Here is a 25,143-nt window from a genome sequence, read left to right on the forward strand (position 1 = left end):
CTGATGACCCGCTTTGCCGCGCCGATCGCCGAACAGATCTGGGACATGAAATACCGGATGAAAGATGCCGACGGGCAGGCGGTCGACGGCTCGGTCGAGGATAGCTGGCGTCGCGTCGCGCGTGATCTGGCGCGCGTGGAACAGGAACCCGCCAAGTGGGAGGAAAAGTTCTATTCCGCGCTGGAGGATTTCAAATATCTGCCCGCAGGTCGCATCCTGGCCGGTGCCGGCACGGGCCGTTCGGTGACGCTGTTCAACTGCTTTGTCATGGGCACGATTCCGGACAGCATGTCGGGCATCTTCGACATGCTGAAGGAAGCCGCCCTGACCATGCAGCAGGGTGGCGGCATCGGCTATGACTTCAGCACGGTCCGTCCGCGCGGCGCGGCGGTCAAGGGCGTGGCGGCGGATGCCAGCGGTCCTTTGTCCTTCATGGATGTCTGGGACGCGATGTGCCGCACGATCATGTCCGCCGGTTCGCGCCGCGGTGCGATGATGGCCACGATGCGCTGCGACCACCCGGACGTCGAACAGTTCATCGAGGCCAAGCAGGACAGCGCCCGCCTGCGCATGTTCAACCTGTCGGTGCTGGTCACCGACGACTTCATGGATGCCGTGCGTGCCGATGCCCCGTGGGAGCTGAAATTCGACGGCAAGGTGTACCGCACCGTCCAGGCGCTGGACCTGTGGAACCGGATCATGAAGGCGACCTATGACTATGCCGAGCCGGGCGTCATCTTCATCGACCGGATCAACAAGGCCAACAACCTGTCCTATGTCGAGACGATCGCGGCCACCAACCCCTGCGGCGAACAGCCGCTGCCGCCCTATGGCGCCTGCCTGCTGGGGTCGATCAACCTGGCGCGCCTGGTGACCAATCCCTTCACCGACGCCGCCGAACTGGACCCCGAGGCGCTGGACGATCTGGTCCGCACCGCGATCCGCATGATGGACAACGTCGTCGACGCGTCGAAATTCCCGCTGGAGGCGCAGGCGCTGGAAGCGCAGAACAAGCGCCGCATCGGGTTGGGCGTCACCGGTCTGGCCGATGCGCTGCTGATGCTGGGCCTGCGCTATGGCGCCGAGGATGCCGTGGCGCAGACCGGTGCCTGGATGAAGGCGATCGCGCGGTCGGCCTATCTGGCTTCGGTCGATCTGGCCAAGGAAAAGGGCGCGTTCCCGCTGTTCGATGCCAAGAAATACCTGGCCTCGGGCTTCATGTCCAAGATGGACAAGGACGTGCGTGACGCCATCGCCAAGCACGGCATCCGCAACGCGCTGCTGACCTCGATCGCGCCCACGGGCACCATCAGCCTCTATGCGGGCAACGTGTCCTCGGGGATCGAGCCGGTCTTTGCCTATGCCTATACCCGCAAGGTCCTGCAGAAGGACGGGTCGCGCACCGAGGAAGAGGTGGTCGATTACGCCGTGCAGATGTGGCGCGACCTGAAAGGCGATGCCGAACTGCCCGATTACTTCGTGAACGCCCAGACCCTGGCCCCCAAGGACCACGTGGCGATGCAGGCGGCAGCACAGGAATGGGTCGACAGCTCGATCTCGAAGACGATCAACTGCCCGGAAGATATCAGCTTCGAGGCGTTCAAGGACGTCTACATGTCGGCTTGGGACCTGGGCTGCAAGGGCTGCACCACCTATCGTCCGAACGACGTCACGGGTTCGGTCCTGTCGGTCAGCGAAAAGACCGAAAAGGCCCCCGAAGCCGATACCGGCGCCGATGTCGTCTATCTGACCGAGCCGCTGGACCGCCCCGCGGCCCTGGAGGGCGCGACCTACAAGCTGAAATGGCCGGGGTCCGAACACGCGATCTATATCACGATCAACGACATCATCCACGGCAACCACCGCCGCCCGTTCGAGATCTTCATCAACTCGAAGAACATGGAACACTACGCCTGGACCGTGGCGCTGACGCGCATGGTGTCGGCGGTCTTCCGTCGCGGCGGCGATGTCAGCTTCGTGGTCGAGGAGCTGAAGGCGGTCTTCGATCCGCGCGGCGGTGCCTGGATGCAGGGACGCTATGTCCCCTCGATCCTGGCGGCCATCGGCGGCGTGATCGAGCGGCACCTGATCGAGACGGGCTTCCTGGCCGGCGAAGGCCTGGGCCTGAAGACCGACCCCAAGGCCGAGGTGATGGCCGTGGGCGAAGCGCCGCGCGGGCCGTCCTGCCCCAGCTGTGGCCAGTTCGGCATGCGCATGGTCGAAGGCTGCATGACCTGCCCCAGCTGCGGCCATTCCAAATGCGGCTGATGCCATAGGGCTGACTGCGCGGCCAAGCATGAAATGAGCCTTACCAAAACTCTTTGAGCCTTTTTGCAAACATAAAGTGAGCCCGGGAATTTCCCGGGCTCATTTTTATATTACTTATCAAAATCATAGTAAAATCGGCATCTTTAGACCCAAGGGCTATTTCCAGCCCGTCCGATGAGGGCCAGGGTCTGTTGACGAACCGGGTATGACTACGCATCGTCAGAGCACCTGCTTTGTGATGGCTGGTCGTGGCTCAATGCTGCCCGGCCTCGCTTGAAGCCTCACGTATAGTTGCCATCGCCTGCGAAAAAGCGTTCGCTTCTCCGTCCAGTTCAGTTTTGCCTCTGAAATGAGGTTCGCTCATGTCCCCCGATCCTGTCCAAGAGATGGGGAGTAGCTCAGCACTGCGGGATCTTGGGATCGAACCGGTCGCAGACCCGGCCGTCCTGATGGTCACGCTTTCTAGAAGAACCGACATTCCGCCGGAATTCCATACGAACGTATTCTGACCAGCCCTCTCCAGGTATAAAAAAGCCGCCCTTTGAGGCGGCTTTTTCATGACTGGTGGCCGATACGCCGAAGACATCTTTCCCTTGCGGAAGGACAAGCTTCTCTCTGTTTCTAGATCAAGGCGGCGCGTTTTCAGATGCTTAGAATTTCGTGGAGGAAAACTTTTGGCTGTCGGCACGGACGGCGTTGCCGTCGCGGATTGACAGGAACGGCGCGGGATAGTCCCGCGCCGTTCTTTCATGTCGGGGGCGGGGCATCCCGCACGCCCTATTCGGCGGGCAGGGCGGCCGCCTGCCGGTCCAGGCGACCTGAAAGGCGCGTCAGCACCACCCCCACCGCGACGACGCCGGCGCCCAGGAAGGGAGTCGCCGCAAGGCCCACGGTTTCGACGGCAATCCCGCCCGCCCAGGCACCCAAGGCGATGCCAAGGTTGAAGGCCCCGATATTCAGCCCCGAGGCGACGTCGACGGCCTCGGGGGCAACCTCGCGGGCGATCTGCACGGTATAGACCTGCAGCGGCGGGACATTGGCAAAGGCGAAGCCGCCCCAGACGGCGATGACCGCGACGGCCGCAATGGGCGAGGTGATCGTCAGGCCAAGCGCCAGCAACACCAGGGTCAGCCCGCCGAAGATCAGCGTCAGTGCGGGAACCGCGCCCATGCGGTCCGCCAGCTTGCCGCCGACGACATTGCCCACCGCGACCGAGGCGCCGTAAAGCAGGATCACCAGGCTGACCGCACCGGCGCCAAGCCCGGTCACCTGTGTCAGCATCGGGGCAAGATAGGTGAAGGCGATGAAGTTGCCGCCATACCCGATCGCGGTGATCAGATAGACCATCAGCAGCCGGGGCGATGTCAGCACCCTGGCCTGCGCCCGCAATCCCGGTGCCGCACCCTGTGGCAGGTTCGACGGGATCAGCAGCGCCGAGGCGATCAGCCCGATCAGGCCCAGGGCGACCACGCCCAGGAAGGTCGACTGCCAACCGAAGCTCTGGCCGATCCAGGTCCCCAGGGGCACGCCCGTCACCAGTGCGACGGTCAGTCCCAGGAAGACCAGCGCGATGGCCGAACTTTCTTTTTCGCGGGCGACAAGGCTGGTGGCGATGGTCGAGGCGATGGCGAAGAAGACGCCATGCGCCAGCCCGGTCAGGAACCGCGCGGCGATCAGGCTTTCATAACCGGGGGCAAAGGCCGCAAAGGCGTTGCCCGCGATGAACAGCGACAGCAGCGACAGCAGCAGGGTCTTGCGCGGCATGCGACCGGCCAGCGCCGTCAGCACCGGCGCGCCGATGGTCACGCCAAGGGCATAGAGGCTGACCAGCAATCCCGCCGAAGGCAGTGAGACGTCAAGGTCCGCGGCGATGGTGGGAAGCAGGCCGACGATCACGAATTCGGTCGTGCCGACGGCAAAGGCGCTGATGGTCAGCGCCCAAAGGGCGAGAGGCATGGGGATCTCCTGGTGGTTTGAGCTTTCGCGCAGAAGATGGCAGCGTTAGGCTTTTGCGTGAACGGACAGCTTGGCAAAGGATCATTGCGCCAGATGCACGAATTGCCCCAGACCCGCGATCTGGCCGCCTTTGTGGCGGTGGTCGAGGATGGCGGTTTCGCCGAGGCCGGGCGGCGGCTTGGCGTTGCGCCCTCGACGCTCAGCCGGACGGTGTCGCGGCTGGAACAGCAGCTGGGCGCGACCCTGCTGCGACGCTCCACGCGCATGATCGAGATGACGCCCGAGGGTCGCGACCTGCTGGAGGCCGCGCGCGGCATCCTTGACCGGACCGAGGCCCTGTCGGACCTTGTCCTGGGCAGTCGGAGCCCGCGCGGCCCGTTGCGGGTGAACGCGCCTGTGCCATTTGTGCTGCACGGCCTGGCCCCGCGCCTGGCCGAATTTCGCGCCGCCTATCCCGAGGTCGAGCTGACCTTGGACATGACCGACAACCCGGTGGACCTGATTGGCGCGCATGCGGATGTCGCCATCCGCTTTGGCCCGCTGCCCGACAGCGCGATGCTGCACCGCCGTCTGGGACATGCGCCCTGGCGGCTGGTGGCCGCCCCGCAATATCTGGACCGGGTGGGATGGCCCGCCACCCCCGCCGATCTGGAAAGGCTGGAGCAGGTCCGCTTTGCGGCCCCCGATCACATCAACCTGTTGCGCTTTCGGCACATGCCCGCGCCCGTGGCGTTACGGACATCGGTGACGGCGGGCAATGGAGAGGCCGTGCGGCATCTGGTACTGGGCGGTCTGGGGATCGCGCGGTTTTCGCAGTTCATGGTGGCCGAGGATCTGGCGGCGGGTCGTCTTGTCGATCTGTTTTCGGACGAACTGGTGGCCGAACCCCTGCAGATCACCGCGCTTTACCTGACCCGCAGTTCGGGCCTACGCAGGCTGGCGGTCTTTCTGGATTGGTTGGAGGGCATCGTCTGACCAGGGCGTTCGCCGATCCGCAATGAAAAGGCCCGGTCGATCGACCGGGCCTTTCCGTCATTCAGTCCGACAGGATCAGGGCAGCTTGTAGGACATGATGTAATCGCCCGGCTTGGTGCCGACCGACCCGTGACCGCCGGCCACGATGACGACGTATTGTTCGCCATCCTGCTCATAGGTCATGGGCGTGGACTGGCCGCCTGCAGGCAGACGGGTTTCCCACAGCTGGTCGCCGGTCGTCAGGTCATAGGCGCGCAGGTAATCGTCCACCGCAGCACCCAGGAAGACCACGCCGCCCCGGGTGATCATCGGACCACCGATGCCCGGAACGCCCAGCTTGATCTTCAGGGGCAGGGGCGTCATGTCGCGGATCGTGCCGTTCTTGTGCTTCCACACGACGCTTTCGGTGTTCAGATCGGCACCGGCGACAAAGCCCCAGGGCGGGGCGGTGCAGGGCACGCCAAGCGGGCTGAGGAAGGGACCCATGAAGACGCCGTAATCGGCACCCTCGTTGCGGTTCAGGCCCTGTTCGCTGGCCTTCTCATCCTCGCCCTTGGGGGGGATTTCGCTGGCCGGAACCAGGCGCGCGGTGAAGGGCAGATAGGTCGGCATGCCGAACATCACCTGACGTTCGGGATCGACCGCCACCGAACCCCAGTTGAAGGTCCCGAAATTGCCCGGATAGACCAGCGTGCCGTTCAGCGACGGCGGCGTGTACTGGCCTTCATAGTCCAGGCTTTGGAACTGGATGCGGCACATCATCTGGTCGATCATCGTGCCGCCCCACATGTTCGCGCCCGTCAGGCGGTCGGGACGGAAGGTCAGCGCCGAGATGGGCTGCGTGGGCGAGGTCTCCTCGCCCGGGATCTTGCTGGGGGCCGCGGGCAGTTCGTCACGCGGGCTCAGCGGTTCGCCGGTGCGGCGGTCCAGGATCCAGATGTCGCCCTGCTTGGTGGGACCGACAAGGGCGGGAACGGTCTGTCCGTCGCGCGTCAGGTCGATCAGCACCGGCTGCGCGGGAACATCCATGTCCCACAGGTCGTGATGCACCGTCTGGCGGATCCACTGTTCCTGACCCGTCGCGATGTCCAGCGCCACGATGGCCGAGGACCGTGCCTCGACCTCGGGGCTGCGGTTCATGCCCAGCTGGTCGGGGACCTGGTTGCCGGTGGGGATATAGACCAGCCCCAGTTCCGCATCGGCGGAAAACACCGACCAGCTGTTGGGCGAATTGGTGGTGTAGCGTTCGCCGCCCTCGATATCGATGGGGGTGGTATCCTCGGGGTTGCCGCTGTCCCAGTTCCACAGCAGTTCGCCCGTGTCGATGTCGAAGGCGCGGATGACGCCCGACTGCGACTTGGTCGAGAAGTTGTCGTTGACGGCGCCGCCGATGATCAGCTTGCCATCGACCGCGACGGGGGGCGAGGTCGAGTAGTAGTAACCCGCCGGGTTGTATTCCATGCCACGCTCCAGCGCCAGCGTGCCCTCTTCGCCAAAGAAGCTGCAAACCTCGCCCGTATCGGCATTCAACGCGATCAGACGCGCATCCGCGGTGGGCAGGTAGACACGGCGGGGGCATTCGGCCGCCGCCGCCGCGCGCAGGGCGGTGTCGTCGGCGGGTTGGTCATCGACGGGCTGCACCGCAGGCTCGTCCGCGGTTTCGACCTGGGTCGCATCGGGCTGATCGTCCGTGGATGCGGCTGCCGTGACCTCGGGTGCCTGCCAATAGGTGACACCGCGGCAGGTCTGGTGCTGGCGATCCGGGTTCATGCCCGAATTGGCGTCGAACCGCCAGTTTTCCTTGCCGGTCTTGGCATCGATCGAGATCGCAATGTTATGCGGCGTGCAGACATAGAGGCTGTCGCCCACCTTCAACGGCGTGACCTGATAGGTCGTCTCGCCCACGTCGTCGGGGCGCTTGACGTCGCCTGTCTGGTATTCCCAGGCCAGCTCCAGATCGGCCACGTTGGCGGGGGTGATCTGTTCCAGCGGTGACCAGCGCTGGCCGTAATTCGTGCGGCCGTACTGATGCCATTCGCCGTCTTCCATGGCGTTGCCGGTATTGGCGTCGGTGGTCAGCTTTTCGGCGGGCAATTCGCCGATGATCCGGCTGGGTTCCTGGAACAGCGAATAACCCGCCACCAGGATCGACACGACCGATGCCAAGGCAACCGGCAGCACCGACGCCGCGCGCGGGGCGCCGACCTCGGAGCGGTCGCCCAGGTTGCGACGGAAGGCCGGCAGGCACAGGATCAGCGCGATCAGGACCAGGATGCCGCCGCGGGGCGCAAGCTGCCACCAGTCGAAACCGACTTCCCAGACGGCCCATGCCAATGTTCCGATGACGATCGCGGCATAGAGCCAAAGCGATGCGGCCTTGCGGCGGAACATCAGAAGGGCGGTCACCAGCAGCGCCACCCCGACAATGATATAATAGAGACTGCCTCCCAGCATTGCCAGTTTCGTGCCGCCCAAGGCCAGCGCCAAACCAAGCAATCCAAGAATGCAGGACATGAATGAGATCATCATGATGATCTTCCTTTTTTGTCCATATCGGCATCAGGCATGAAACGAGGAGGAGGGATGCCGGATGCGATGCATGAAAATCAGAAAAGGTCCGGATCACGCCGCGATGATGTACCATTGCATGCCGAACCTGCGGGCCTGTTAAACCTCATGGATATGTAACGCAATCATTCGACGCCTGCGTATTTCGACCGCCACGGGCGTCGCGTCGGATCAGGGCGTCACAGGGTCAACACGGTGGCGTGATCGGGGGTTCCGCATGCGAATGGATTGCAACCCGGTGCCCGATCGAGTGTTATGGTCGCCGGAACATAACGCCGACGGGACATGCGATGACGCGCCTTGCGCCGAAACTGACTTTGGGGGTCGTGCTGGCCTTGGCCTGCGCCACCCCGATGCGCGCCGAACAGATCACCGTCTTCGCCGCCGCCAGCCTGAAGACTGCGCTGGACCGGGTTGCCGATGATTGGAACGCGATGTCGGATGACACGGTGGTGGTGTCCTATGCGGGCAGTTCGGCCTTGGCCAAACAGATCCAGCAGGGCGCACCGGCCGACATCTTCATCTCGGCCGCGGTGGATTGGATGGACCTGCTGCAGGATCAGGACCTGATCGTACCGGACAGCCGGGTTGACCTGCTGGGCAACAGCCTGGTGCTGATCGGCGGGCAGGGTGCCGAACCCCTCACGCTGGCCCCCGATTTCGACCTGTCGGGTCTGCTGGGTCAGGGCAAGCTGGCGATGGCGCTGGTCGATTCGGTTCCTGCCGGCGTCTATGGCAAGCAGTCGCTTCAGTCGCTTGGGCTGTGGCAGGGGGTGGCGGCCAATGTGGCGCAGGCCGACAATGTCCGCGCTGCCCTGGCGTTGGTCGCCAGCGGCGAGGCGCCCTTGGGCATCGTTTACGCCACCGATGCCGCGGCTGAACCGGATGTGGTCGTGATCGGCCGCTTGCCCGACGACAGCCACGATCCGATCACCTATCCCGCAGCCCTTGTCGCCGAGAGCAGCCACCCGCAGGCCCGCGATTTCCTGGATCACCTTCAGGGCGATCAGGCCGAAGGTGTCTTCGAGGCCGAAGGATTTACCGTGATCGGCGCCGATGGATAGCACCTTTGGCCTGACGCCGCAGGAATGGCAGGCCGTGGTCCTGTCGCTCAAGGTGTCGCTCTGGGCGACGGTGGTCAGCCTGCCTTTTGGGGTGGCGGTCGCCTATCTGCTGGCGCGACGCCAGTTCTGGGGCAAGCAGCTGCTGAACGGATTGGTGCATCTGCCGCTGATCCTGCCGCCGGTCGTGACAGGCTATATCCTGCTGATGGGGTTCGGCAGGCGCGGCCCGGTCGGCGGCTTTCTTGACGACTGCTGCGGCATCGTTCTGGCCTTCCGCTGGACCGGGGCCGCGCTGGCGGCGGCGATCATGGCCTTTCCGCTGATGGTCCGCGCCATCCGACTGGCCATCGAGGCCGTGGACCCCAAGCTGGAACAGGTCGCAGGCACGCTTGGCGCGAACGGCGCGTGGGTCTTTCTGACCGTCACCCTGCCGCTGATCCTGCCGGGCATCGTCGCGGGCGCCATCCTGGCCTTCGCCAAGGCGATGGGAGAGTTCGGCGCCACCATCACCTTCGTCAGCAACATCCCCGGCCAGACCCAGACCCTGCCTTCGGCCATCTATTCCTTCCTGCAGGTCCCCGGTGGCGAAGGAGCCGCGCTGCGCCTTGTCCTGATCGCGGTCGGCATCGCCATGGTTGCGCTGGTGATGTCGGAATGGGTCGGCCGCGCCATCGCCCGACGGATCGCCGGGACATGAGCCTCTCTGTCACGCTGCATCATCGCTTTGCCGGCTTCACCCTGGACGTCGAATTCCAAGCCCAGGCTGGTGTCACGGCGCTGTTCGGACGATCGGGGTCGGGCAAGACCTCGGTGATCAATGCGGTGGCGGGTCTGTTGCGCCCCGAGCGCGGGCGCGTGACGCTGGACGGTCAGGACCTGTCGAACAGCCAGACGGGGCGCTGGCTGCCGCCTCACCGTCGCGGGCTGGGCTATGTCTTTCAGGACAGTCGCCTGTTTCCGCATCTGAGCGTGCGGCAGAACCTGACCTATGGCCGCTGGTTTTCCCGCCATTCCGACCGGATCGGCCTGGACGATGTCGTGTCGCTTCTGGGGATCGGCGATCTGCTGGACCGCCGCCCGGGCGCCCTGTCGGGAGGAGAGAAGCAGCGCGTCGCCATCGGCCGCGCCCTTCTGTCCCGCCCGCGCATGTTGCTGATGGACGAACCCCTGGCCGCGTTGGATGATGCGCGCAAATCCGAAATCCTGCCCTATCTGGAGCGTCTGCGCGATCAGACGCAGATCCCCATCCTCTATGTCAGCCACGCGATGTCCGAAGTCGCCCGGCTGGCGACGACGTTGGTGATCATGCAGGACGGAAAGGTCGCGCAGGTCGGGCCGTTGGGACAGCTGATGTCCGACCCGGAGACCGCGCGACATCTTGGAATGCAGGAAACCGGTTCGGTCGTCGAGGCCACGGTCGAAGGGCATGACGATGACGGTTTGACACGGCTGGCAAGTTCCCTGGGGCAATTGCTTGTACCCGGAATGGCCGCGCCACCCGGCCAGCACCTGCGCCTGCGTATCCATGCGCAGGACGTCATGCTGTCCTTGTCGCCGCCGAAGGATGTCTCGGCGTTGAACATCTTGGCCGCCAGGGTCTTGTCCGTGACCAGGGGCGCTGGTCCGGATGTTCTGGTCCAACTGTCTGTGGGCCAGGACCACTTGCTGGCCCGCATCACCGCCCGGTCCGCGGCGTCGCTGCAGCTGGGGCCAGGTTTTGCGGTCTATGCCATTATCAAATCCGTCGCCGTGACCCGAAAGGCCTAGGGTGATCGTTCTGCCGAAAGGCACCGCCTGACGATCTGTTCAAAGAGATTGAGAATATGCCAAAAATGCCCTTGTCACCCCCCGGCGACATCCATATACGGATCAGCGGAGACGTGGCCGAGTGGTCGAAGGCACACCCCTGCTAAGGGTGCAGGCCCGAAAGGGTCTCGAGGGTTCGAATCCCTTCGTCTCCGCCATTTAACCTTGTAAAGCACTGTTTTCATTCTGGTTTCCTAAAATTTTCTGATTTGACCCCCCGCGCGATCCCCCACCGTAAAATGGATGATGCAGGGAGGCGCGGGAAGATTGTTCATCTGCGCGGTCGCGTCCGCATCATGGTTTTGCTGCCATGGCGATAAGTTTCAAGTACACCTTTCCTGATCCAATTTCGCACCGTGGCAGTGGTTACACCGACACGATCGGCGTAATCCTTGATCGATATCCAGTCGGGAAGGGGCGTGATTTTCACTGCCTTCAGTTCATCCCTGAGCGCCCTATTTTCAGCGCGCAGCCGGGTGATTTCGTCAGCCTCGACCAGAATCATCACTCTATCCGCCATCGTGACCCCCTTCGGTTTGCACATGCAGAGCATGGCTGATTCCGATAGCAGCGTCTCTAAACGGCTTAACGTCATCGGGGACGTCAGACTGGGCCAACTTCCAAGAAACAGCCTCCACGGTCGCGACCAGGTTGGCAATATTGTTCAGCTTTGATTCGAGCGCCCAGATCTGCTCTTTTGCAGCGTCGCTCATGTTTCACCGCCTTTGGCAGCTAGGTGAGCCGCAACGACGAGGCCCCGTTCATCGCTTATCCATGTCCACCAGCGGTTCGGTCGAGGCATCCAGCCAGATGTTCAGCTTGAGCTGCCTGAAGCTCTGCCGATCACCAACGCTGCGCTGCGACCGCTTGGCGTGACGCCGGAAGCCTGCCAGCGACGGATAGCCATGCTGCAAGCCGGGGTTCACGCGGTGCCAAAGGTCTTCGTCTTCCCAATCCTCTCGCCGGTCGGCCTCAAACAGGATCGGCAGGATTGAGGGATCATCGACCTTGCCGCGCGCCACCTTGCGGGCATCCTCGAAGAAGTCCCAGGCCAAGTTTTCCTGACCCCGGCCAGCGGTCGAGGCCACTACCAGAAGGCTGTCATCGATCTTTTCCAAGCCGTTGGTCGGCGCCTCCCAAAGGTAGCGGCCCTTCCAGATCTGGCTTTCATCGGCCAGCACGAAGCCGGGGGTGCGGCCATGTCGCGGCCCGCCATCGCCAGAGATGACTTCGAGGTAAGACTGTTCCTTGCGGTAAATCAGCTTCTTCGCGACGTTGTGCGCGTCATAGATGCCCATCCATCCGCGGCAAGCCCAGATCCAGCACCACAAGATCGTAGCCCTCGGTTCCTCCGGCAAACCATGCCTCCTCGCCATCCGCCCGGCGTTCGACGTGAAAGCCGCTGCGGGTCAGCGCCTCTGACAGGTCGGCGGCAATGGTGTCGTCATCCTCGACGATCAGGCAATGCATCGCGTCATAAATCCTTGTCCCCGGCGCCATGTTCGATTTCGAGTATCTGGCCCGTCGCCGCGTCCACCTCAACCTCGAAGACATGGTCGTTGGGGCTGATCAGGTCGAATTCATAGATCAGCGCGCCTTCTTCCAGTTCAAGCTGGATGGCGATGATCTCGCCTTCGATCCGGTCCCGCAGAATGTCGAGGATCTTCTCCAGCGGCATGATCCGCCCGCTTTGGACGGCCGCACGCGCGAAGGCGGCATCAAGACCGTCCTCGGTCTCAAGCGAGGGCATGGCCTCGGTCGTGGTGGGCAAGCTGCCCAAAAGGAATGTGATGACATGCAACATGCCCCACCCCCTAGCGCGATCCTGCTGACAATTCCCTGACAGCCGCCATCAGGTCGCTGTCAGCAGGCGTCATGCAGAAGGGGGGCGAACACAAGCAATGACGGAGAATCATCCATGGTACGGTTCATGATGCTGGGCAGCCTGCTGGCCCTTGCGGCGTGCGGCAGCGGTGGCGGCGACAATGATGACCCACTGGCCGATTACAACGATGACGCCGCGCGCGCCGTCCGCATCGTCGCCGAGACCCAGAACCTCGCGCAGACGTCGGCGGCATCGATGCCGGTCCGGGGCAGGGCGGAATATGACGGTGTCGTCGGTCTTGCCTTCGGCGATGAATCCGCATCCCTAGAAAGGGCCGACGTCATCGACGATCTATATCTGGATGCCGATTTCGTGGCCGGCACGATCCGGAGTGAAATGGACGATTTCAACACCCGCGACAGTCGCGAACTGGAGGGGGAACTGAGAGTCACGGATGGCCGCATCGACGGCTCGGGCTTCTCGGGAACTGAGCGTGGAACCCTTGCGGGGGGCGCGGACGCGCCGGGCCGGGTCGATGCGACGGTCCAGGGCGGGTTCCCCGGGCTTGGGGCGGATGACTTGTCGGGGAGCGGGACCGGGTCCAGTGCCGGCGGCGACGTGTCGCTGGTGTTCCGCGGACAGCGCGACCTGGACCGAGACGCGGGTTTCATCGGCGGGACGGGCCTTTCTGGGCCTACAGTGCTTTCTGCACGGCCCCGCGGGTCCATCCCTTCAGCCCCTGCCATCGAGACATGCGCTGGTGCCGCTGTTGCGCCATGACACGAACGTCAATGGAGGCATCCCGTCGGACCGCATCACCATCGGTGGACTGCCCTTTCGGGTGTCCGACGATTCGCGGGCAAGATCGGGTGTTCTGATGGGGCTGCGCTATACTGGTTGGCAAAGCCTGTCATTCAGTTGCGCGGCCCGCCTGCGTCTGTCACACAGCTACAGTGCCGAGGCCGAACCGAAGCATGGGTTTCATCGCTTGTATGCCGGGGCGCGCGCCTGTGCTGACCGGCCCTTGGAACGCTGGACATGGGTCAAGGGCTGCCGTCGGGGTTTTACGATGATGACAGCGTGGATGCCGAAACAGCCGTGACCGGCCAGATCGGCATGCGGCGGCTGTTCCGCACTCCGGTCGGCTTTCATCAGGCGCAGGTCGCGTTGGCCCGAACGCATCAGGATGATTATCGCAAGGATGCCATCCATCTGACCAGCCATACGCTGACCAAGGCGGGGTTGTTCGGGTTGGACGTCTCACCGGGGGAACGTATGACGGGGCAGAACACCCTGCGCACCCGGGTCGCGGCCAGTTGGTCCGGAACCCTGGGCAGGCAGCCGGTGACGCTCCGGTTGTCCAGGGCCCTTACCACCGGCGCAATGTTTCTGGGTGCCGCCCGAGAGGACCGCATCACGCGCGTCAGGGTCGAGACTCCGCTCTCCATTCTGGATCTGGGGGTCTATGCCGAGGGACGCCAGTCGACCATCGACACCTATGGCGGCACGGATGTCGGGATCGACCTGGGCCTGCGGATCAACCTGCTGGAATAACGGACGCGACCCGAGGGGCAGACACAATGCCCGATGGGGGCGACGGACAGGCCGCCGCCCGCGCCGTTCATTAGGAGAAGGTCAGTTCCTGATGCTTCTTGTCGTGGCCGTGGCCATGTCCATGACCCCGGCCGGGAAAGTCCCGGCCACCGCCCATACCGTGGGTCAGATCCTCCAACGTACCGTGGGTGCGCAGTGCCGGTGCAGCATATGTCTTTTTCATCATCAAAACCCAACTGAGAACAAAAGTGCCATCATTCGACACCCCATCAGCCTAGCCATCGATGACGTCATGGACACAGTTGGCTTTATGGACAGGCCGGAATGCGACGCCCCCATCGGCCCGCGCTGCTGGGACGGAGGCCGACCGCTTACCGACCGCCGCCGCTTTAGGCCATCAGGCCGCGTTTCACAAAAGGCCCGAGGCCCGGAAGGACGTTTCGGCATCCTTGCCGATGATGACGTGGTCATGGACGGTGACATCGATCGCCTCGCAGGCCGCCATGACGCGGGCGGTCATAGTGATGTCCTCGCGGCTGGGGGTGGGATCGCCCGAGGGGTGATTGTGCACCAGGATGACGGCGCTGGCCTCCAGCTCCAACGCGCGCTTTGCGACCTCGCGCGGATAGACTGGGACATGTCCGACCGTGCCCGTGCCCAGCGCTTCATCGGCGACGACGGTGTTCTTGCGGTCCAGGAACAGCACGCGGAACTGCTCGGTCCCACGATGGGCCATGCAGGTCCGGCAATAGGCGATCAATTCGTCCCAGGATGACAGGACCTCGCGTTGAAGCACCTTGGCCTGGGCCATGCGCTGGGCGAAGGCGTCGATGATGCGCAGCTGCAGATAGACCCAGCGATCTGCGCCCTCGACCTGTAGGATGCGATGCTCGGACGCGGCGATCACGCCGTTCAGATCCCCGAAGGCCTCCAGCAGGCGCTTGGCCAGCGGTTTGACGTCGATCTTCTGGATCGCGTTGAACAGCAGCAGTTCCAGCAATTCATATTCGGGCATCGGGCCGTGGCCACTGGCCAGAAACCGGGTCCGAAGCCGCTCCCGGTGCCCCCAGTAATGCGGACGGGCCGTGCCGTTTGCGGCGCGGATCAGCCCGCCCCCCGCTGCGGCGTCCGGTCTCAGGCGGTCGGTCATGCGGAAGGATGGCGCAAAGGCGGGTTCGGTCATGGCATCGGCCGGAGGCATGCGCGCCTCCAGTTCGGCCAGCCCCGCCATCGCCTCCTCGGAAAAGCCGCCCTGTCGACGCCCGGAGCCCGTCATCCGATCAAGGCTCTGCTCAGCGATCGGGGCGGGGTCGCCTTTGGGTTCGAACCGATCCGTCATCCATTCTGTCCAGTCGTGATTTCGTCCAGAAGGCGGCCGCCGGGATGTCGCCCGCCATTTCCCTGCGAACCTGCCCGATCAGGGTAAAGAAAACGTTAATTCCGTGACGCGGCTGCGTCACGGGTCATGGCCGACCGATCCTGCCCAAGGCGCGGGGGATTTTGCCCGTTCAGCAAGCCTCGCGTGAATTGACAATCGTCAAGTCTGCGGCGCCCGTGGTAAGATTGATGGCGGGGGCAACAGAGGGGGCTGCGCTGGCGGATGACGCCGGGTCATTGATTATGTTTGCACAAGAAACTATGTTTCAAGCTCGTTCCTTTGGGGGGATGAAGGGCAGGGGGAAACACGATGGCGACAAGATCGGATTGCAAATGAAATCGGTGCCGGATTGGGACGACGTGACCGTATGACCTATGCCCGAGACACCAAGGGCACCATCGCGCCCGAAATCGAGGTGCTGCCGATCCACAGCCAGTTGACGGCCGGGGCGCGGTCCTTCCGCGACCGGCGGCACCATGCCGTCGCCATGAAGGCGGGGCAGGGGAAGGTGCATCTGAAGGAGGGGGCCGTTCCCTTCGTGGCCCCCTGCATCATCTGGCTTCCTGCCGATACCGGAAATTCGGTCACCATGCAGGCCGGCACGCGCGGCATGATCCTGTCCCTGTCCGAGGTCGGCATCGCCCAGGCCATCGCCGCAGGACCCATGGCCGACAGCCTGCGCTCGATCATCATGCTGCCCTTCGTCTCGACCGATCTTGATCGCGGGTTCGCCGAACAGTTCCATCGCGGCCTGGACCGCCTGCGCGCCGAGATCGAGGGTGAACAGCCCGGTCATCTGGAAGTGATGCGCCACCACACGGCGGTCCTGTGCATCGATATCTGGCGGCTGACGCGACCGCTGGACCATTCGGCGCAGAATTCGGACCGCATGATCGCCGTGCGCTTTCTGCAGCTGGTGGAAAAGAACCTGCGCGCCCAATGGCCGATCGCCCGCTATGCCCAGGAATTGCAGATCACGCCCGAACGTCTCAGCGCGATCCTGCGCAAGACGACGGAACGGGCGCCCCTGGCGCTGATCCATGCCCGCATCATCCAGGAGGCGAACGTCCTGCTGGCCAGTTCCAGCATGCAGATCGCGGATATCGCCGAGAACCTGGGCTTTTCCGATCCGGCCTATTTCAGCCGCTTCTACAAGCGCATGACGGGGCATTCCCCGAACCGCCAGCGCCGCGACCCCGCCAACCAGAACACCGGCACGACCTTTGCCGCCTGGCCCTAGGGGGTCAGCTGGGTCCGGCTCTCCTGCATCGCGCGCCCGTTGGCCACATGGCGGGCCACCATGCGCCTGGCCCGGGCACCCTGCACCAGCCGTCGCGCCGCCACGCGGCTTTCGGATGTCTGGAAGATCTGTGCATATTCCAGCCTGAGGCGCGCAGGCAGGGACCGCATCGCCTGATCGCCGGGAAAGAAGCTTTCCGACCAGCAACCGTTGGCGCAGATCACCTGATGCCCGTCAAAGACCAGGTGCAGATAGCTGACCGGCCCGCGGGGGGATGGCTGGGTGATGCCGGGCATCGACAGCAGTGCCTTGGCCGGGATCAGCGTTGCCGCGCCCGCCATGCGTCGGGCGATGGGGCTGTCCACCAGGATGCGGTGCTGCGGGGATACGTCCAGGTCCTGCGCGGGAACCTGCGGGCCAAGGCTGCCGGCCCTGATCGTCACGGGCCAGAGATGGGGGCGCAGCGCGATCTCTTGCGCGCCCAAGGTCCGGCAGTTGATGGCGCGCAGGGGAAGGGCGGTGCCGTCGCGGGTCGTGATCAGGTCGCCCACGCGCAGGGTCTCGATCGGTCGCGCGCCTTGCGGGGTCTGGATCAGGGTTCCCGCACAGAAGCAGACGACATTGATGTTGATGGCCGTCAGATCGTCCATGCTGGTGTCGAGGACGCGAATGCTGCCACCACCCGATTCAGGGGGCAGAGCGATCATCAGCGACCCGTCCGGCATCTGCGTCGCGGCCGCGACCACCGCATCCAGCGTGTTGAAATGCGATCCCAGGTCGATGACATCGCCATCGGCATCCGAAAAGTCGGTGATGGTGCCGGTCCCCTCGGGGCGGATGCGGAACAGGTCCGCACCTGCGCCGCCGGTCAGACGGTCATTGCCGCTGCCGCCATCCAGCGTGTCGTTGCCGGTGCCACCCTCAAGCAGGTCGTCGCCCTCGCCTCCCCAAAGGTAATCGTCGCCCCCGCCGCCAAGAAGCGTGTCGTCATTGATGCCGCCATAGATGTCCTCGTGGAAGAACTGGCCCTGAACGGTGGTGGCGCTTGCTCCTTGGGTCTGGGCCGACAGCATCGTCATGCGCGGGAAATCATCCGCCACGCGGGCATTCGCAGATGACAGCGACTGGATGGTTTCAGCCAGATCCGCGTAATGGGGCGAAAAGGACGTCGATTGCGCGAAGTGCTGCACATGTCCCGAACTGTCCGTCATGGTTCCCGCACGCGCGACCGCGCCGATCAGATAGGTCTGGGACTGCCCATCCCCATCGGGATCGAAATCCAAGTAATTTCCCGAACCGCTCATGCCGCCGGTGACCTCGGCGCCCTGGATGGTGAAATAGCCGCCGATATCGCCGTTCACCTGCTGTTCGGTATAGCCCCCCTGCGACAGCGTTCCGCTGGTCTCGTGCAGAACGCCGTCCCGCCCGTTCAGCGACCCATCCGCCGAAGGATAGCCGGTGATGGTCACGGTTCCCGTCAGATCGCCCGGATCATTGGCGATCAGCAAGGGCGCGGCAGGCCCGTCATAGAAATCGCCGGTCGAAGTCAGCCGGTGGCCCACCTGCAGCCCGATGTCGAAGCCGGCCTTGACGAAATCCTTGTTGCCATCGCCGTCCAGATCGTCGCGATAGGCGGTCCAAGGCGAGGTGCCGTCACGCAGGGTGAATTCATATTCGTTGGTCTTGTGCTGGGGGGCCTGGCCGTCAAGGCTGCGCTGCGGGATGGCTTTGCTGCCTCCTCCCAGTGCAGGATCGTGGTTGGCGCTGAAATATATCCCCCCTCCGATATGGGCACCCGAAAACTTCACGTCCACGGCGCTGAGATGTTCCAATTCAACCGAAGCGGGATCTACGATGACCAAGGTCATGGGCGCACTTTCCTGATTGAAGCGGCCGGATTGCACTGCCGCCAGATGCCGTTAACCAAGCCATGCTGTGACGGCAGATGATTCCAATCAAGAAATTCACACGCGCAGCGTGCAAATTTCTCAGAATCTGGAATTAAATGGCATTTTTGGCAGATTAACTCTGCACAATTAAAGGTTGTTATGGGCGTATCCGGAACGATCGGCAGTCAGGCCGCATTCCGGCCATCGGCGCGTCTTGCAGGGCACTTGCAAGGATGGCGGGCATGCGCCAACCTGCACGTCATGAACCCTGCACCAAGCGGGACCGAAAAAATAACCTACAGGGAAACCCATCATGACGCTGAACCTGACCACGCGCGCCGCGCTGCTGGCATCCGCCCTTGCGCTGTCGACCGCCGCCTATGCCGAGACCCCGGCCGATACGCTGGTCGTCGCCCATACCATCGACGACATCATCAGCCTGGATCCTGCCCAATCCTTCGAGTTTTCGGGCAATGACGTGAACAACAACACCTATGACCGGCTGGTCGATTTCGACCCGCTGGACATGGAAGCGGGTTTCAAGCCCAGCCTGGCCGAAAGCTGGGAAGTGTCCGAGGACGGCCTGTCGATCACCTTCACCCTGCGCGAGGGGGTGACCTTCCATTCCGGCAACCCCGTCCGCGCCGAAGACGCCGCCTGGTCGTTGCAGCGCGCCGTCAAGCTGGACAAGACGCCTGCCTTCATCCTGACGCAGTTCGGCTTTACCGCCGACAATGCCGAGGAAAAGATCACCGCCGACGGCAACAAGCTGACCCTGGTGATGGACAAGCCCTATGCGCCGTCCTTCGTCCTGAACTGCCTGACCGCAAACATCGCCAGCGTCGTGGACAAGGAAACCGTGCTTGCCAATGAACAGGACGGCGATCTGGGCAATGGCTGGCTGAACACGAACGAGGCGGGGTCCGGCGCCTATACGCTGTCCGCCTGGCGCCCGAACGAGGCCGTGCAGCTGGCCGCCTATGAGGATTACTGGCAGGGCGCCCCCGCGATGAAGCGGGTGATCGTGCGCAACGTGGCCGAATCCAGCGCGCAGCGCCTGCTGCTGGAACAGGGCGATATCGATGTCGCGCGCAACCTGACCCCCACCGATGTCGAAAGCATCGGCGCAGTCGAGGGCGTCAAGATCCAGGACGAACCGCGCGGCCGCATGATGTATATGGGCCTGAACCAGAAGGACGAACTGCTGTCCAACCCTGCCGTGATCGAGGCGATGAAATATCTGGTCGATTACGAAGGCATCACCGGCAGCTTCCTGAAGGGCCAGTTCACCACCCATCAGGCCTTCCTGCCGCTTGGCTATCTGGGCGTGCTGGAGGACCAGCCCTGGACCTATGACGTCGAAAAGGCCAAGCAGATCCTGGCCGATGCAGGCATCGAGGGCGGCACCATCACCACCCGCATCCGCGACCTGCGCGAATATATCGATGTCGCGCAGACCCTGCAGGCATCCATGGCACAGGCCGGCCTGACGCTGGAGATCGAGCAGATGACCGGGGCGCAGGTGCTGGACGCCTATCGCGCCCGCGAAGTGCCGATCTTCATCGGCGAATGGGGCCCGGATTATTCCGACCCGAACACCAATGCCGCGACATTCGCCTATAACCCCGACAACAGCGACGAGGCGCAGGCCGTGGGTCTTCTGGCATGGCGCAACGCTTATGCCGTCCCCGAGGAGATGAACGAGGCCACCGTTGCCGCGACCCTCGAACAGGATGCCGACAAGCGCGCCCAGATGTACAAGGACATCCAGGCCCAGTACCAGGCCGAGGCTCCGATCATCCCGCTGTTCCAGCGCATCGAACAGGCGGGCCTGCAGGACAATGTCGAAAACTGGTTCAGCGGCGGGGCCGTCACCTCGGTCATCTACCGCCAGGTGACGAAGGGCGAATAAGCCTGTGGCCATGACCGACAACACGGGCGCCGGGGGCAACACCCCCGGCGCAGACCGTCCCGACCCCTCGGCCCGCAACGCCTTGCGCCGCCGCCGCGCCCGCAGCATCGCAGGCACCGTCCTGTCGCTGGCCCTGACATTGCTGGGCCTGTTGCTGGTGACCTTCATCATCGGTCGCGTCATGCCCATCGACCCGGTGCTGAAGGTCGTGGGCGACCGCGCGACGCAGGCGCAATATGACGCCGCCTATGTCGCCATGGGGCTGGACCGCCCGCTGATCGTGCAGTTCTTCGGCTATATCGGCGACGTGCTGACCGGCGATTTCGGCAGGTCCATATCGACCGGCCAACCCGTGGCCGAGGATATCAAGCGCGTCTTCCCCGCCACATTCGAGCTGGCGACCCTGGGGACGCTGATCGGCATCTTCGTGGGCGTGCCCTTGGGCGTCATCGCCGCCGCGCGCAAGGGCGGCATCATCGACCAGGTGGCCCGCGTGGTGGCGCTGGTCGGGTATTCCATGCCGATCTTCTGGCTGGGGCTGATGGGCTTGCTGATCTTCTATGGCATCCTGGGCTGGGTCGGCGGACCGGGGCGCCAAGGCATCATCTATGACGGCATGGTGCCCACCGTCACCGGCATGATCCTGGTCGACAGCCTGCTGGCGGGGGATTGGGCAGCCTTCCGCGACGCCTTCAGCCACATCATCCTGCCGGCCAGCCTGCTGGGCTATTACAGCTTGGCCTATATCAGCCGGATGACGCGCAGCTTCATGCTGGAACAGCTGTCAGCGGAATATGTCATCACCGCCCGCGTCAAGGGCATGTCCGAAGGCGCGGTCATCTGGCGCCACGCCTTCCGCAACATCGCCATTCCCCTGACCACGGTCATCGCCCTGTCCTTTGGATCGCTGCTGGAGGGGTCGGTCCTGACCGAGATCATCTTCAGCTGGCCCGGTCTTGGCAGCTATATCACGCGCGGCCTTCTTTCGGGCGACATGAACGCGGTCCTGGGCGGCACGGTCGTCGTCGGCGTCTGCTTCGTCGTCCTGAACCTGTTCAGCGACCTGCTGTACCGCGTCCTTGACCCGAGGTCGAAATGAGCAACTCCATATCCCGTCGCGACTGGCTGCTGTCCGACGCCCCCCAGACCCGCAGACAGGCGCGTCTTGGGGCCATCTATCAGGGCTGGCTGACCTTTCGGTCCAACAAGCTGGCCATGGTCGGGCTGATCATCCTTGTCCTGTTGATCGGGATGGCGATCTTTGCGCCGCTGCTGGCGCCGCAGAACCCCTATGCCCAGGATCTGGGCGCGCGGTTGCAGCCGCCATCGGCGGCCCATTGGCTGGGCACGGACGGGCTGGGCCGCGATATCATGTCCCGCCTGATCCACGGGTCGCGGATCACGCTGTTCATCGTGGGCACGGTGGCGTTGATCGCGCCGGTGATCGGGCTGTTCATCGGCACCGTCGCGGGCTTTGCGGGCGGTTGGGTCGATCAGGTGCTGATGCGCGTGACCGACATCTTCCTGGCCTTCCCCAAGCTGATCCTGGCGCTGGCCTTCGTGGCGGCGCTTGGTCCCAGTATCGGCAACGCGGTGCTGGCCCTGGCGCTGACCGCATGGCCGCCCTATGCGCGACTGGCACGGGCCGAGACGCTGACCATCCGCCACGCCGATTTCATCGCCGCCGCGCGCCTGCAAGGCGCCGGTCGCCTGCGTCTGCTGATCCGGCATATCTGGCCCCTCTGCGTCAGTTCGCTGATCGTGCGGGTGGCGCTGGACATGGCGGGGATCATCCTGTCGGCCGCGGGCCTGGGCTTCCTGGGGCTTGGCGCGCAGCCGCCGATGCCCGAATGGGGGGCGATGATCTCGGATGGGCGGACCTATATCCTGGATTTCTGGTGGGTCGCGGCCATGCCGGGCCTGGCGATCTTCACCGTCTCGATCGCGTTCAACCTGCTGGGCGACGGGCTGCGTGACGTCCTGGACCCGAAAGGAGACAAGTCATGACCGACGCCCCCCTTCTGTCGGTGCGCGACCTGCGCGTCACCTTCCCGACCCGTCAGGGCAGCTTTCAGGCCGTGCGCGGGGTCAGCTTCGATCTGGGCCGCGAACGTCTGGGGGTCGTGGGCGAATCCGGCAGCGGCAAGTCGATGACGGGCCGCGCCATCCTGGGCTTGGTCCGCCCCCCCGGCCAGGTCACCGCGGCGTCGATGACGCTCGAGGGACAGTCGATCCTGAACCTGCCCGATCGCCAGATGCGCCAGATCCGCGGCGGGCGCATCAGCATGGTCATGCAGGACCCCAAGTTCAGCCTGAACCCCGTGATGACCGTCGGCCAGCAGATCATTGAGGCTTACCGCCTGCACGCCAAGGCCCCACGCGACACCGCCCGCCAGAAGGCGCTGGAGATGCTGGAGGCCGTGCAGATCCGCGACCCCGAACGCGTCATGAACGCCTATCCCCACGAGGTGTCGGGCGGCATGGGCCAGCGCATCATGATCGCCATGATGCTGGCCCCCGATCCGCGCATCCTGATCGCCGATGAACCGACATCGGCGCTGGACGTGTCGGTCCGGACCGAGGTTCTGAACATCATGGACCGTTTGGTGCGCGACCGGGGCATGGGGCTGATCTTCGTCAGCCACGACCTGAACCTGGTGGCGCAGTTCTGCGACCGGGTGCTGATCATGTATGCGGGGCGCATCGTGGAAACGCTGGCGGCGCGCGATCTGCACAAGGCGCGCCACCCCTATACCCAGGGACTGCTCTCCAGCCTGCCGCGGCTGGAGGCACCGGTCGACCGCCTGCCGGTGCTGCAGCGCCAGGACAGCTGGCGTGACGGGGAAACCCTGATGCCCCATGCCGACACCGACCTGCCCGGAGGGCTGTAAGCCATGCTGAACGTCAACGAACTGAATGTCTGGTTCGGCCTTGCGCCGGACCGGGTCGATGCGGTCAAGGATGCCACTTTTTCGGTCCAGCCGGGCGAAAGCTTTGGCTTGGTCGGGGAATCGGGGTCGGGGAAATCGACCATCCTGCGGGCGATCGCGGGCCTGATCCCGACATGGTCGGGCGACATCGCGGTGGAGGGCAGGACGCTGAAATCCGACCGCCGCGACCGTGCCTTTTTCAAGACCGTGCAGATGGTCTTTCAGGACCCCTATGCCAGCCTGCATCCGCGTCATTCCGTCGACGCCGTGCTGGCCGAGACGCTGCGCCTGCAGGGCATGGACAATATCGACGCCCGCATCACCCGCCTGTTGGAGGATGTGGGCCTGGGCCGCGGCTTCCGTTTCCGCTATCCGCACCAGCTGTCGGGCGGCCAGCGCCAGCGGGTGGCCATTGCGCGGGCCCTGGCCGCCGAACCGCGCCTGCTGCTGCTGGACGAACCGACCAGCGCGCTGGATGTCAGTGTTCAGGCTGAAATCCTGAACCTGCTGGCCGATCTGCGCGCCGAACACGGGCTGACCTATGTGATGGTCAGCCATGATCTGTCGGTGGTCGGGCATATGTGCGACCGCCTGGCGGTCATGCAACATGGCCGCATCGTCGAGGTGATGTCGGTCGATGCCCTGCGCCGGGGTGCGGGCGAACAGGACTACACCCGCCACCTGATCCGCGCTTCAAGCGGCTATCAGCCTGCCTGATTGAGCTTGGGCGCCCTTTCACGCTAGAACGCCCGTCAAACGCCGTCCGCGCCGTCAGGGCCGGGCGGCGATCCCGTTTCAACGCGCCGCGCGCCTTACCCGAAAGACCCGTTTCATGACCATCACCCAGCTTGTCACCCATTCCGGCGCGTTTCACGCCGATGAACTGCTCTCCAGCGTCATCCTGACTCGGCTGTTCCCCGACGCTGCGGTGATCCGCACCCGCGACCGCGACCTGACCACCCCCGCCGAAGGGCGCGTCATCTATGACGTGGGCCGCGAATACGACGCCGATCGCAGCATCTTCGACCACCATCAGCCCGACGCGCCGCTGCGCGAAGAGGGTCATCCGCTCAGTTCCTTCGGGCTGATCTGGCGGCATTTCGGCATGGATTACCTGGCCGCGCTGGACATCCCCGACGATCACCGCCCCGAGGTCTTCCGGTCCTTCGACCAGGGCTTCGTGCTGCCCATCGACCTGGTGGATAACGGCGTTCTGGTGACCGCGGCCGCTGGCGCGATGCTGTCCGACATGACCCTGCCTGCGCTGCTGGAGAGCCTGAAGCCGGTCTTTGACGACCAGAGCCCCGATGCCGATGACCGGGCCTTCCACGCCGCCCTGCAGATCGCCCGCGCCTTCGTCGAGGCCCGCATCCAGCGCAAGGCATCCAAGCTGCGCGCCGAATCCATGGTGATGGCGGCGATCGAACGGGCAGGGAACGGCAAGGTTCTGGAACTGCCGATGGGCATGCCGTTCCGGTCGGCGGTCCTGAAGGCCGGGGCCGACCACCTGCTGTTCGTGGCGACGCCGCGTTCGGACGGCTGGACCCTGACCGGCATCCGCCTGTCCGAGGACGGGTTCGAACAGCGCGCCGACCTGCCCGCCGCATGGGCGGGCCTGACCGACAAGGAGCTTGAGGATGCATCCGGCGTCAAGGGCGCCAAATTCTGTCACAACGGCCGCTTCATCGCTGTCGCCGACACGCGCGAGGCGATCATGAACATGGCCGAACTGGCCGTCGCCGAAGCCGAGGCCGTGCAGGCATGATGTCTGCGCCGCG

General features: G+C 64.3%; 25 protein-coding genes and 1 tRNA gene. 16 read left to right on the forward strand and 10 right to left on the reverse strand.

Annotated features, from left to right (window positions below; genetic code table 11):
* Positions 1-3 precede the first annotated feature (3 nt).
* Positions 4-2,268, forward strand: a complete 2,265-nt coding sequence (locus IE00_RS10960) for an adenosylcobalamin-dependent ribonucleoside-diphosphate reductase (RefSeq protein ID WP_072297155.1) — start codon at positions 4-6, stop codon at positions 2,266-2,268.
* A 777-nt stretch (positions 2,269-3,045) separates the two neighbouring features.
* Here IE00_RS10960 and IE00_RS10965 read toward each other — a convergent pair.
* A complete protein-coding gene (locus IE00_RS10965; protein WP_072297156.1) occupies positions 3,046-4,224 on the reverse strand; it encodes an MFS transporter in 1,179 nt (392 codons plus the stop codon).
* Positions 4,225-4,317: 93 nt separating this feature from the next.
* Here IE00_RS10965 and IE00_RS10970 point away from each other — a divergent pair, with 93 nt between their 5' ends.
* Complete coding sequence (locus IE00_RS10970) at positions 4,318-5,199, forward strand: LysR family transcriptional regulator (protein ID WP_072297157.1); 882 nt, start codon at positions 4,318-4,320, stop codon at positions 5,197-5,199.
* Positions 5,200-5,274: 75 nt separating this feature from the next.
* Here the strand turns inward: IE00_RS10970 and IE00_RS10975 are convergent, their stop codons facing one another.
* Positions 5,275-7,728, reverse strand: coding sequence for a glucose/quinate/shikimate family membrane-bound PQQ-dependent dehydrogenase (locus tag IE00_RS10975; protein ID WP_072297158.1), 2,454 nt, complete (start codon positions 7,726-7,728; stop codon positions 5,275-5,277).
* Between the two features lie 329 nt (positions 7,729-8,057).
* Here IE00_RS10975 and modA point away from each other — a divergent pair, with 329 nt between their 5' ends.
* The 4 genes from modA (at position 8,058) to IE00_RS10995 (ending at position 10,795) form a co-directional block, all read left to right on the forward strand.
* Positions 8,058-8,831 carry a molybdate ABC transporter substrate-binding protein gene (modA, locus tag IE00_RS10980; RefSeq protein WP_072297159.1) on the forward strand — a complete coding sequence of 258 codons (774 nt, stop codon included), beginning with the start codon at positions 8,058-8,060 and terminating at the stop codon, positions 8,829-8,831.
* Positions 8,824-9,528: a molybdate ABC transporter permease subunit gene (gene modB, locus IE00_RS10985; RefSeq protein ID WP_072297160.1), complete on the forward strand. Its 705-nt coding sequence runs from the start codon at positions 8,824-8,826 to the stop codon at positions 9,526-9,528. Before modA ends, modB begins: the two co-directional genes overlap by 8 nt.
* Positions 9,525-10,598, forward strand: coding sequence for a molybdenum ABC transporter ATP-binding protein (gene modC / locus IE00_RS10990; protein ID WP_072297161.1), 1,074 nt, complete (start codon positions 9,525-9,527; stop codon positions 10,596-10,598). Before modB ends, modC begins: the two co-directional genes overlap by 4 nt.
* Before the next feature lie 107 nt (positions 10,599-10,705).
* Positions 10,706-10,795 (forward strand) — tRNA-Ser (locus IE00_RS10995).
* Between the two features lie 113 nt (positions 10,796-10,908).
* Here IE00_RS10995 and IE00_RS11000 read toward each other — a convergent pair.
* From IE00_RS11000 to IE00_RS11020, 5 genes are read right to left on the reverse strand one after another with little or no spacing between them, the layout of a single operon-like run.
* A complete protein-coding gene (locus tag IE00_RS11000) occupies positions 10,909-11,142 on the reverse strand; it encodes a helix-turn-helix domain-containing protein (protein ID WP_139291404.1) in 234 nt (77 codons plus the stop codon).
* 4 nt (positions 11,143-11,146) lie between these two features.
* Positions 11,147-11,350: a hypothetical protein gene (locus tag IE00_RS11005; RefSeq protein ID WP_072297163.1), complete on the reverse strand. Its 204-nt coding sequence runs from the start codon at positions 11,348-11,350 to the stop codon at positions 11,147-11,149.
* A gap of 48 nt (positions 11,351-11,398) precedes the next feature.
* Entirely contained in the window at positions 11,399-11,935 is a 537-nt protein-coding gene (locus tag IE00_RS11010) for a terminase large subunit (RefSeq protein ID WP_072297164.1), read from the reverse strand.
* Positions 11,922-12,107, reverse strand: coding sequence for a response regulator (locus IE00_RS11015; RefSeq protein WP_072297165.1), 186 nt, complete (start codon positions 12,105-12,107; stop codon positions 11,922-11,924). The genes IE00_RS11010 and IE00_RS11015 overlap by 14 nt, the downstream gene beginning before the upstream one ends.
* A gap of 4 nt (positions 12,108-12,111) precedes the next feature.
* Positions 12,112-12,441 carry a PepSY domain-containing protein gene (locus IE00_RS11020; protein WP_083554311.1) on the reverse strand — a complete coding sequence of 110 codons (330 nt, stop codon included), beginning with the start codon at positions 12,439-12,441 and terminating at the stop codon, positions 12,112-12,114.
* Positions 12,442-12,555: 114 nt separating this feature from the next.
* On the opposite strand from IE00_RS11020, the gene IE00_RS11025 reads away from it, so the two are divergent.
* Both IE00_RS11025 and IE00_RS11030 read left to right on the forward strand, forming a co-directional pair.
* Positions 12,556-13,242: a transferrin-binding protein-like solute binding protein gene (locus IE00_RS11025; RefSeq protein ID WP_139291406.1), complete on the forward strand. Its 687-nt coding sequence runs from the start codon at positions 12,556-12,558 to the stop codon at positions 13,240-13,242.
* Positions 13,243-13,500: 258 nt separating this feature from the next.
* Positions 13,501-14,016, forward strand: a complete 516-nt coding sequence (locus IE00_RS11030; RefSeq protein WP_072297167.1) for a hypothetical protein — start codon at positions 13,501-13,503, stop codon at positions 14,014-14,016.
* A 70-nt stretch (positions 14,017-14,086) separates the two neighbouring features.
* On the opposite strand, the gene IE00_RS20135 is transcribed toward IE00_RS11030, so the two are convergent.
* Together IE00_RS20135 and radC are read right to left on the reverse strand one after the other, a co-directional pair.
* Positions 14,087-14,239 carry a hypothetical protein gene (locus IE00_RS20135; protein ID WP_170864132.1) on the reverse strand — a complete coding sequence of 51 codons (153 nt, stop codon included), beginning with the start codon at positions 14,237-14,239 and terminating at the stop codon, positions 14,087-14,089.
* Between the two features lie 186 nt (positions 14,240-14,425).
* On the reverse strand, positions 14,426-15,247 hold the full coding sequence (gene radC, locus IE00_RS11035) for a DNA repair protein RadC (protein WP_072297253.1): 822 nt from the start codon (positions 15,245-15,247) through the stop codon (positions 14,426-14,428).
* A gap of 323 nt (positions 15,248-15,570) precedes the next feature.
* On the opposite strand from radC, the gene IE00_RS11040 reads away from it, so the two are divergent.
* Positions 15,571-15,765, forward strand: a complete 195-nt coding sequence (locus IE00_RS11040) for a hypothetical protein (protein WP_139291407.1) — start codon at positions 15,571-15,573, stop codon at positions 15,763-15,765.
* Complete coding sequence (locus IE00_RS11045) at positions 15,762-16,634, forward strand: helix-turn-helix domain-containing protein (RefSeq protein ID WP_072297169.1); 873 nt, start codon at positions 15,762-15,764, stop codon at positions 16,632-16,634. The genes IE00_RS11040 and IE00_RS11045 overlap by 4 nt, the downstream gene beginning before the upstream one ends.
* Here the strand turns inward: IE00_RS11045 and IE00_RS20810 are convergent.
* Positions 16,631-18,502 (reverse strand): Hint domain-containing protein, encoded by a 1,872-nt coding sequence (locus IE00_RS20810; RefSeq protein ID WP_072297170.1) that lies wholly within the window; start codon positions 18,500-18,502, stop codon positions 16,631-16,633. The genes IE00_RS11045 and IE00_RS20810 overlap by 4 nt on opposite strands.
* A 334-nt stretch (positions 18,503-18,836) precedes the next feature.
* Here IE00_RS20810 and IE00_RS11055 point away from each other — a divergent pair, with 334 nt between their 5' ends.
* The 6 genes from IE00_RS11055 (at position 18,837) to IE00_RS11080 (ending at position 25,130) form a co-directional block, all read left to right on the forward strand.
* Positions 18,837-20,435, forward strand: a complete 1,599-nt coding sequence (locus IE00_RS11055; protein WP_170864133.1) for an ABC transporter substrate-binding protein — start codon at positions 18,837-18,839, stop codon at positions 20,433-20,435.
* A 10-nt stretch (positions 20,436-20,445) separates the two neighbouring features.
* The gene (locus tag IE00_RS11060) at positions 20,446-21,534 is read left to right on the forward strand and encodes an ABC transporter permease (RefSeq protein ID WP_083554312.1); all 1,089 of its coding nucleotides are present in this window, start codon (positions 20,446-20,448) and stop codon (positions 21,532-21,534) included.
* Positions 21,531-22,442, forward strand: coding sequence for a nickel transporter permease (gene nikC, locus IE00_RS11065; protein ID WP_072297171.1), 912 nt, complete (start codon positions 21,531-21,533; stop codon positions 22,440-22,442). The genes IE00_RS11060 and nikC overlap by 4 nt, the downstream gene beginning before the upstream one ends.
* Positions 22,439-23,326, forward strand: a complete 888-nt coding sequence (locus tag IE00_RS11070) for an ABC transporter ATP-binding protein (RefSeq protein WP_072297172.1) — start codon at positions 22,439-22,441, stop codon at positions 23,324-23,326. The genes nikC and IE00_RS11070 overlap by 4 nt, the downstream gene beginning before the upstream one ends.
* Positions 23,327-23,329: 3 nt before the next feature.
* Positions 23,330-24,082, forward strand: a complete 753-nt coding sequence (locus IE00_RS11075) for an ABC transporter ATP-binding protein (RefSeq protein WP_072297173.1) — start codon at positions 23,330-23,332, stop codon at positions 24,080-24,082.
* 115 nt (positions 24,083-24,197) lie between these two features.
* The gene (locus tag IE00_RS11080; protein ID WP_072297174.1) at positions 24,198-25,130 is read left to right on the forward strand and encodes an MYG1 family protein; all 933 of its coding nucleotides are present in this window, start codon (positions 24,198-24,200) and stop codon (positions 25,128-25,130) included.
* Positions 25,131-25,143 lie beyond the last annotated feature (13 nt).

The organism is Paracoccus sp. SM22M-07, from assembly GCF_001887735.1.
Taxonomy (GTDB): Bacteria; Pseudomonadota; Alphaproteobacteria; order Rhodobacterales; family Rhodobacteraceae; genus Paracoccus.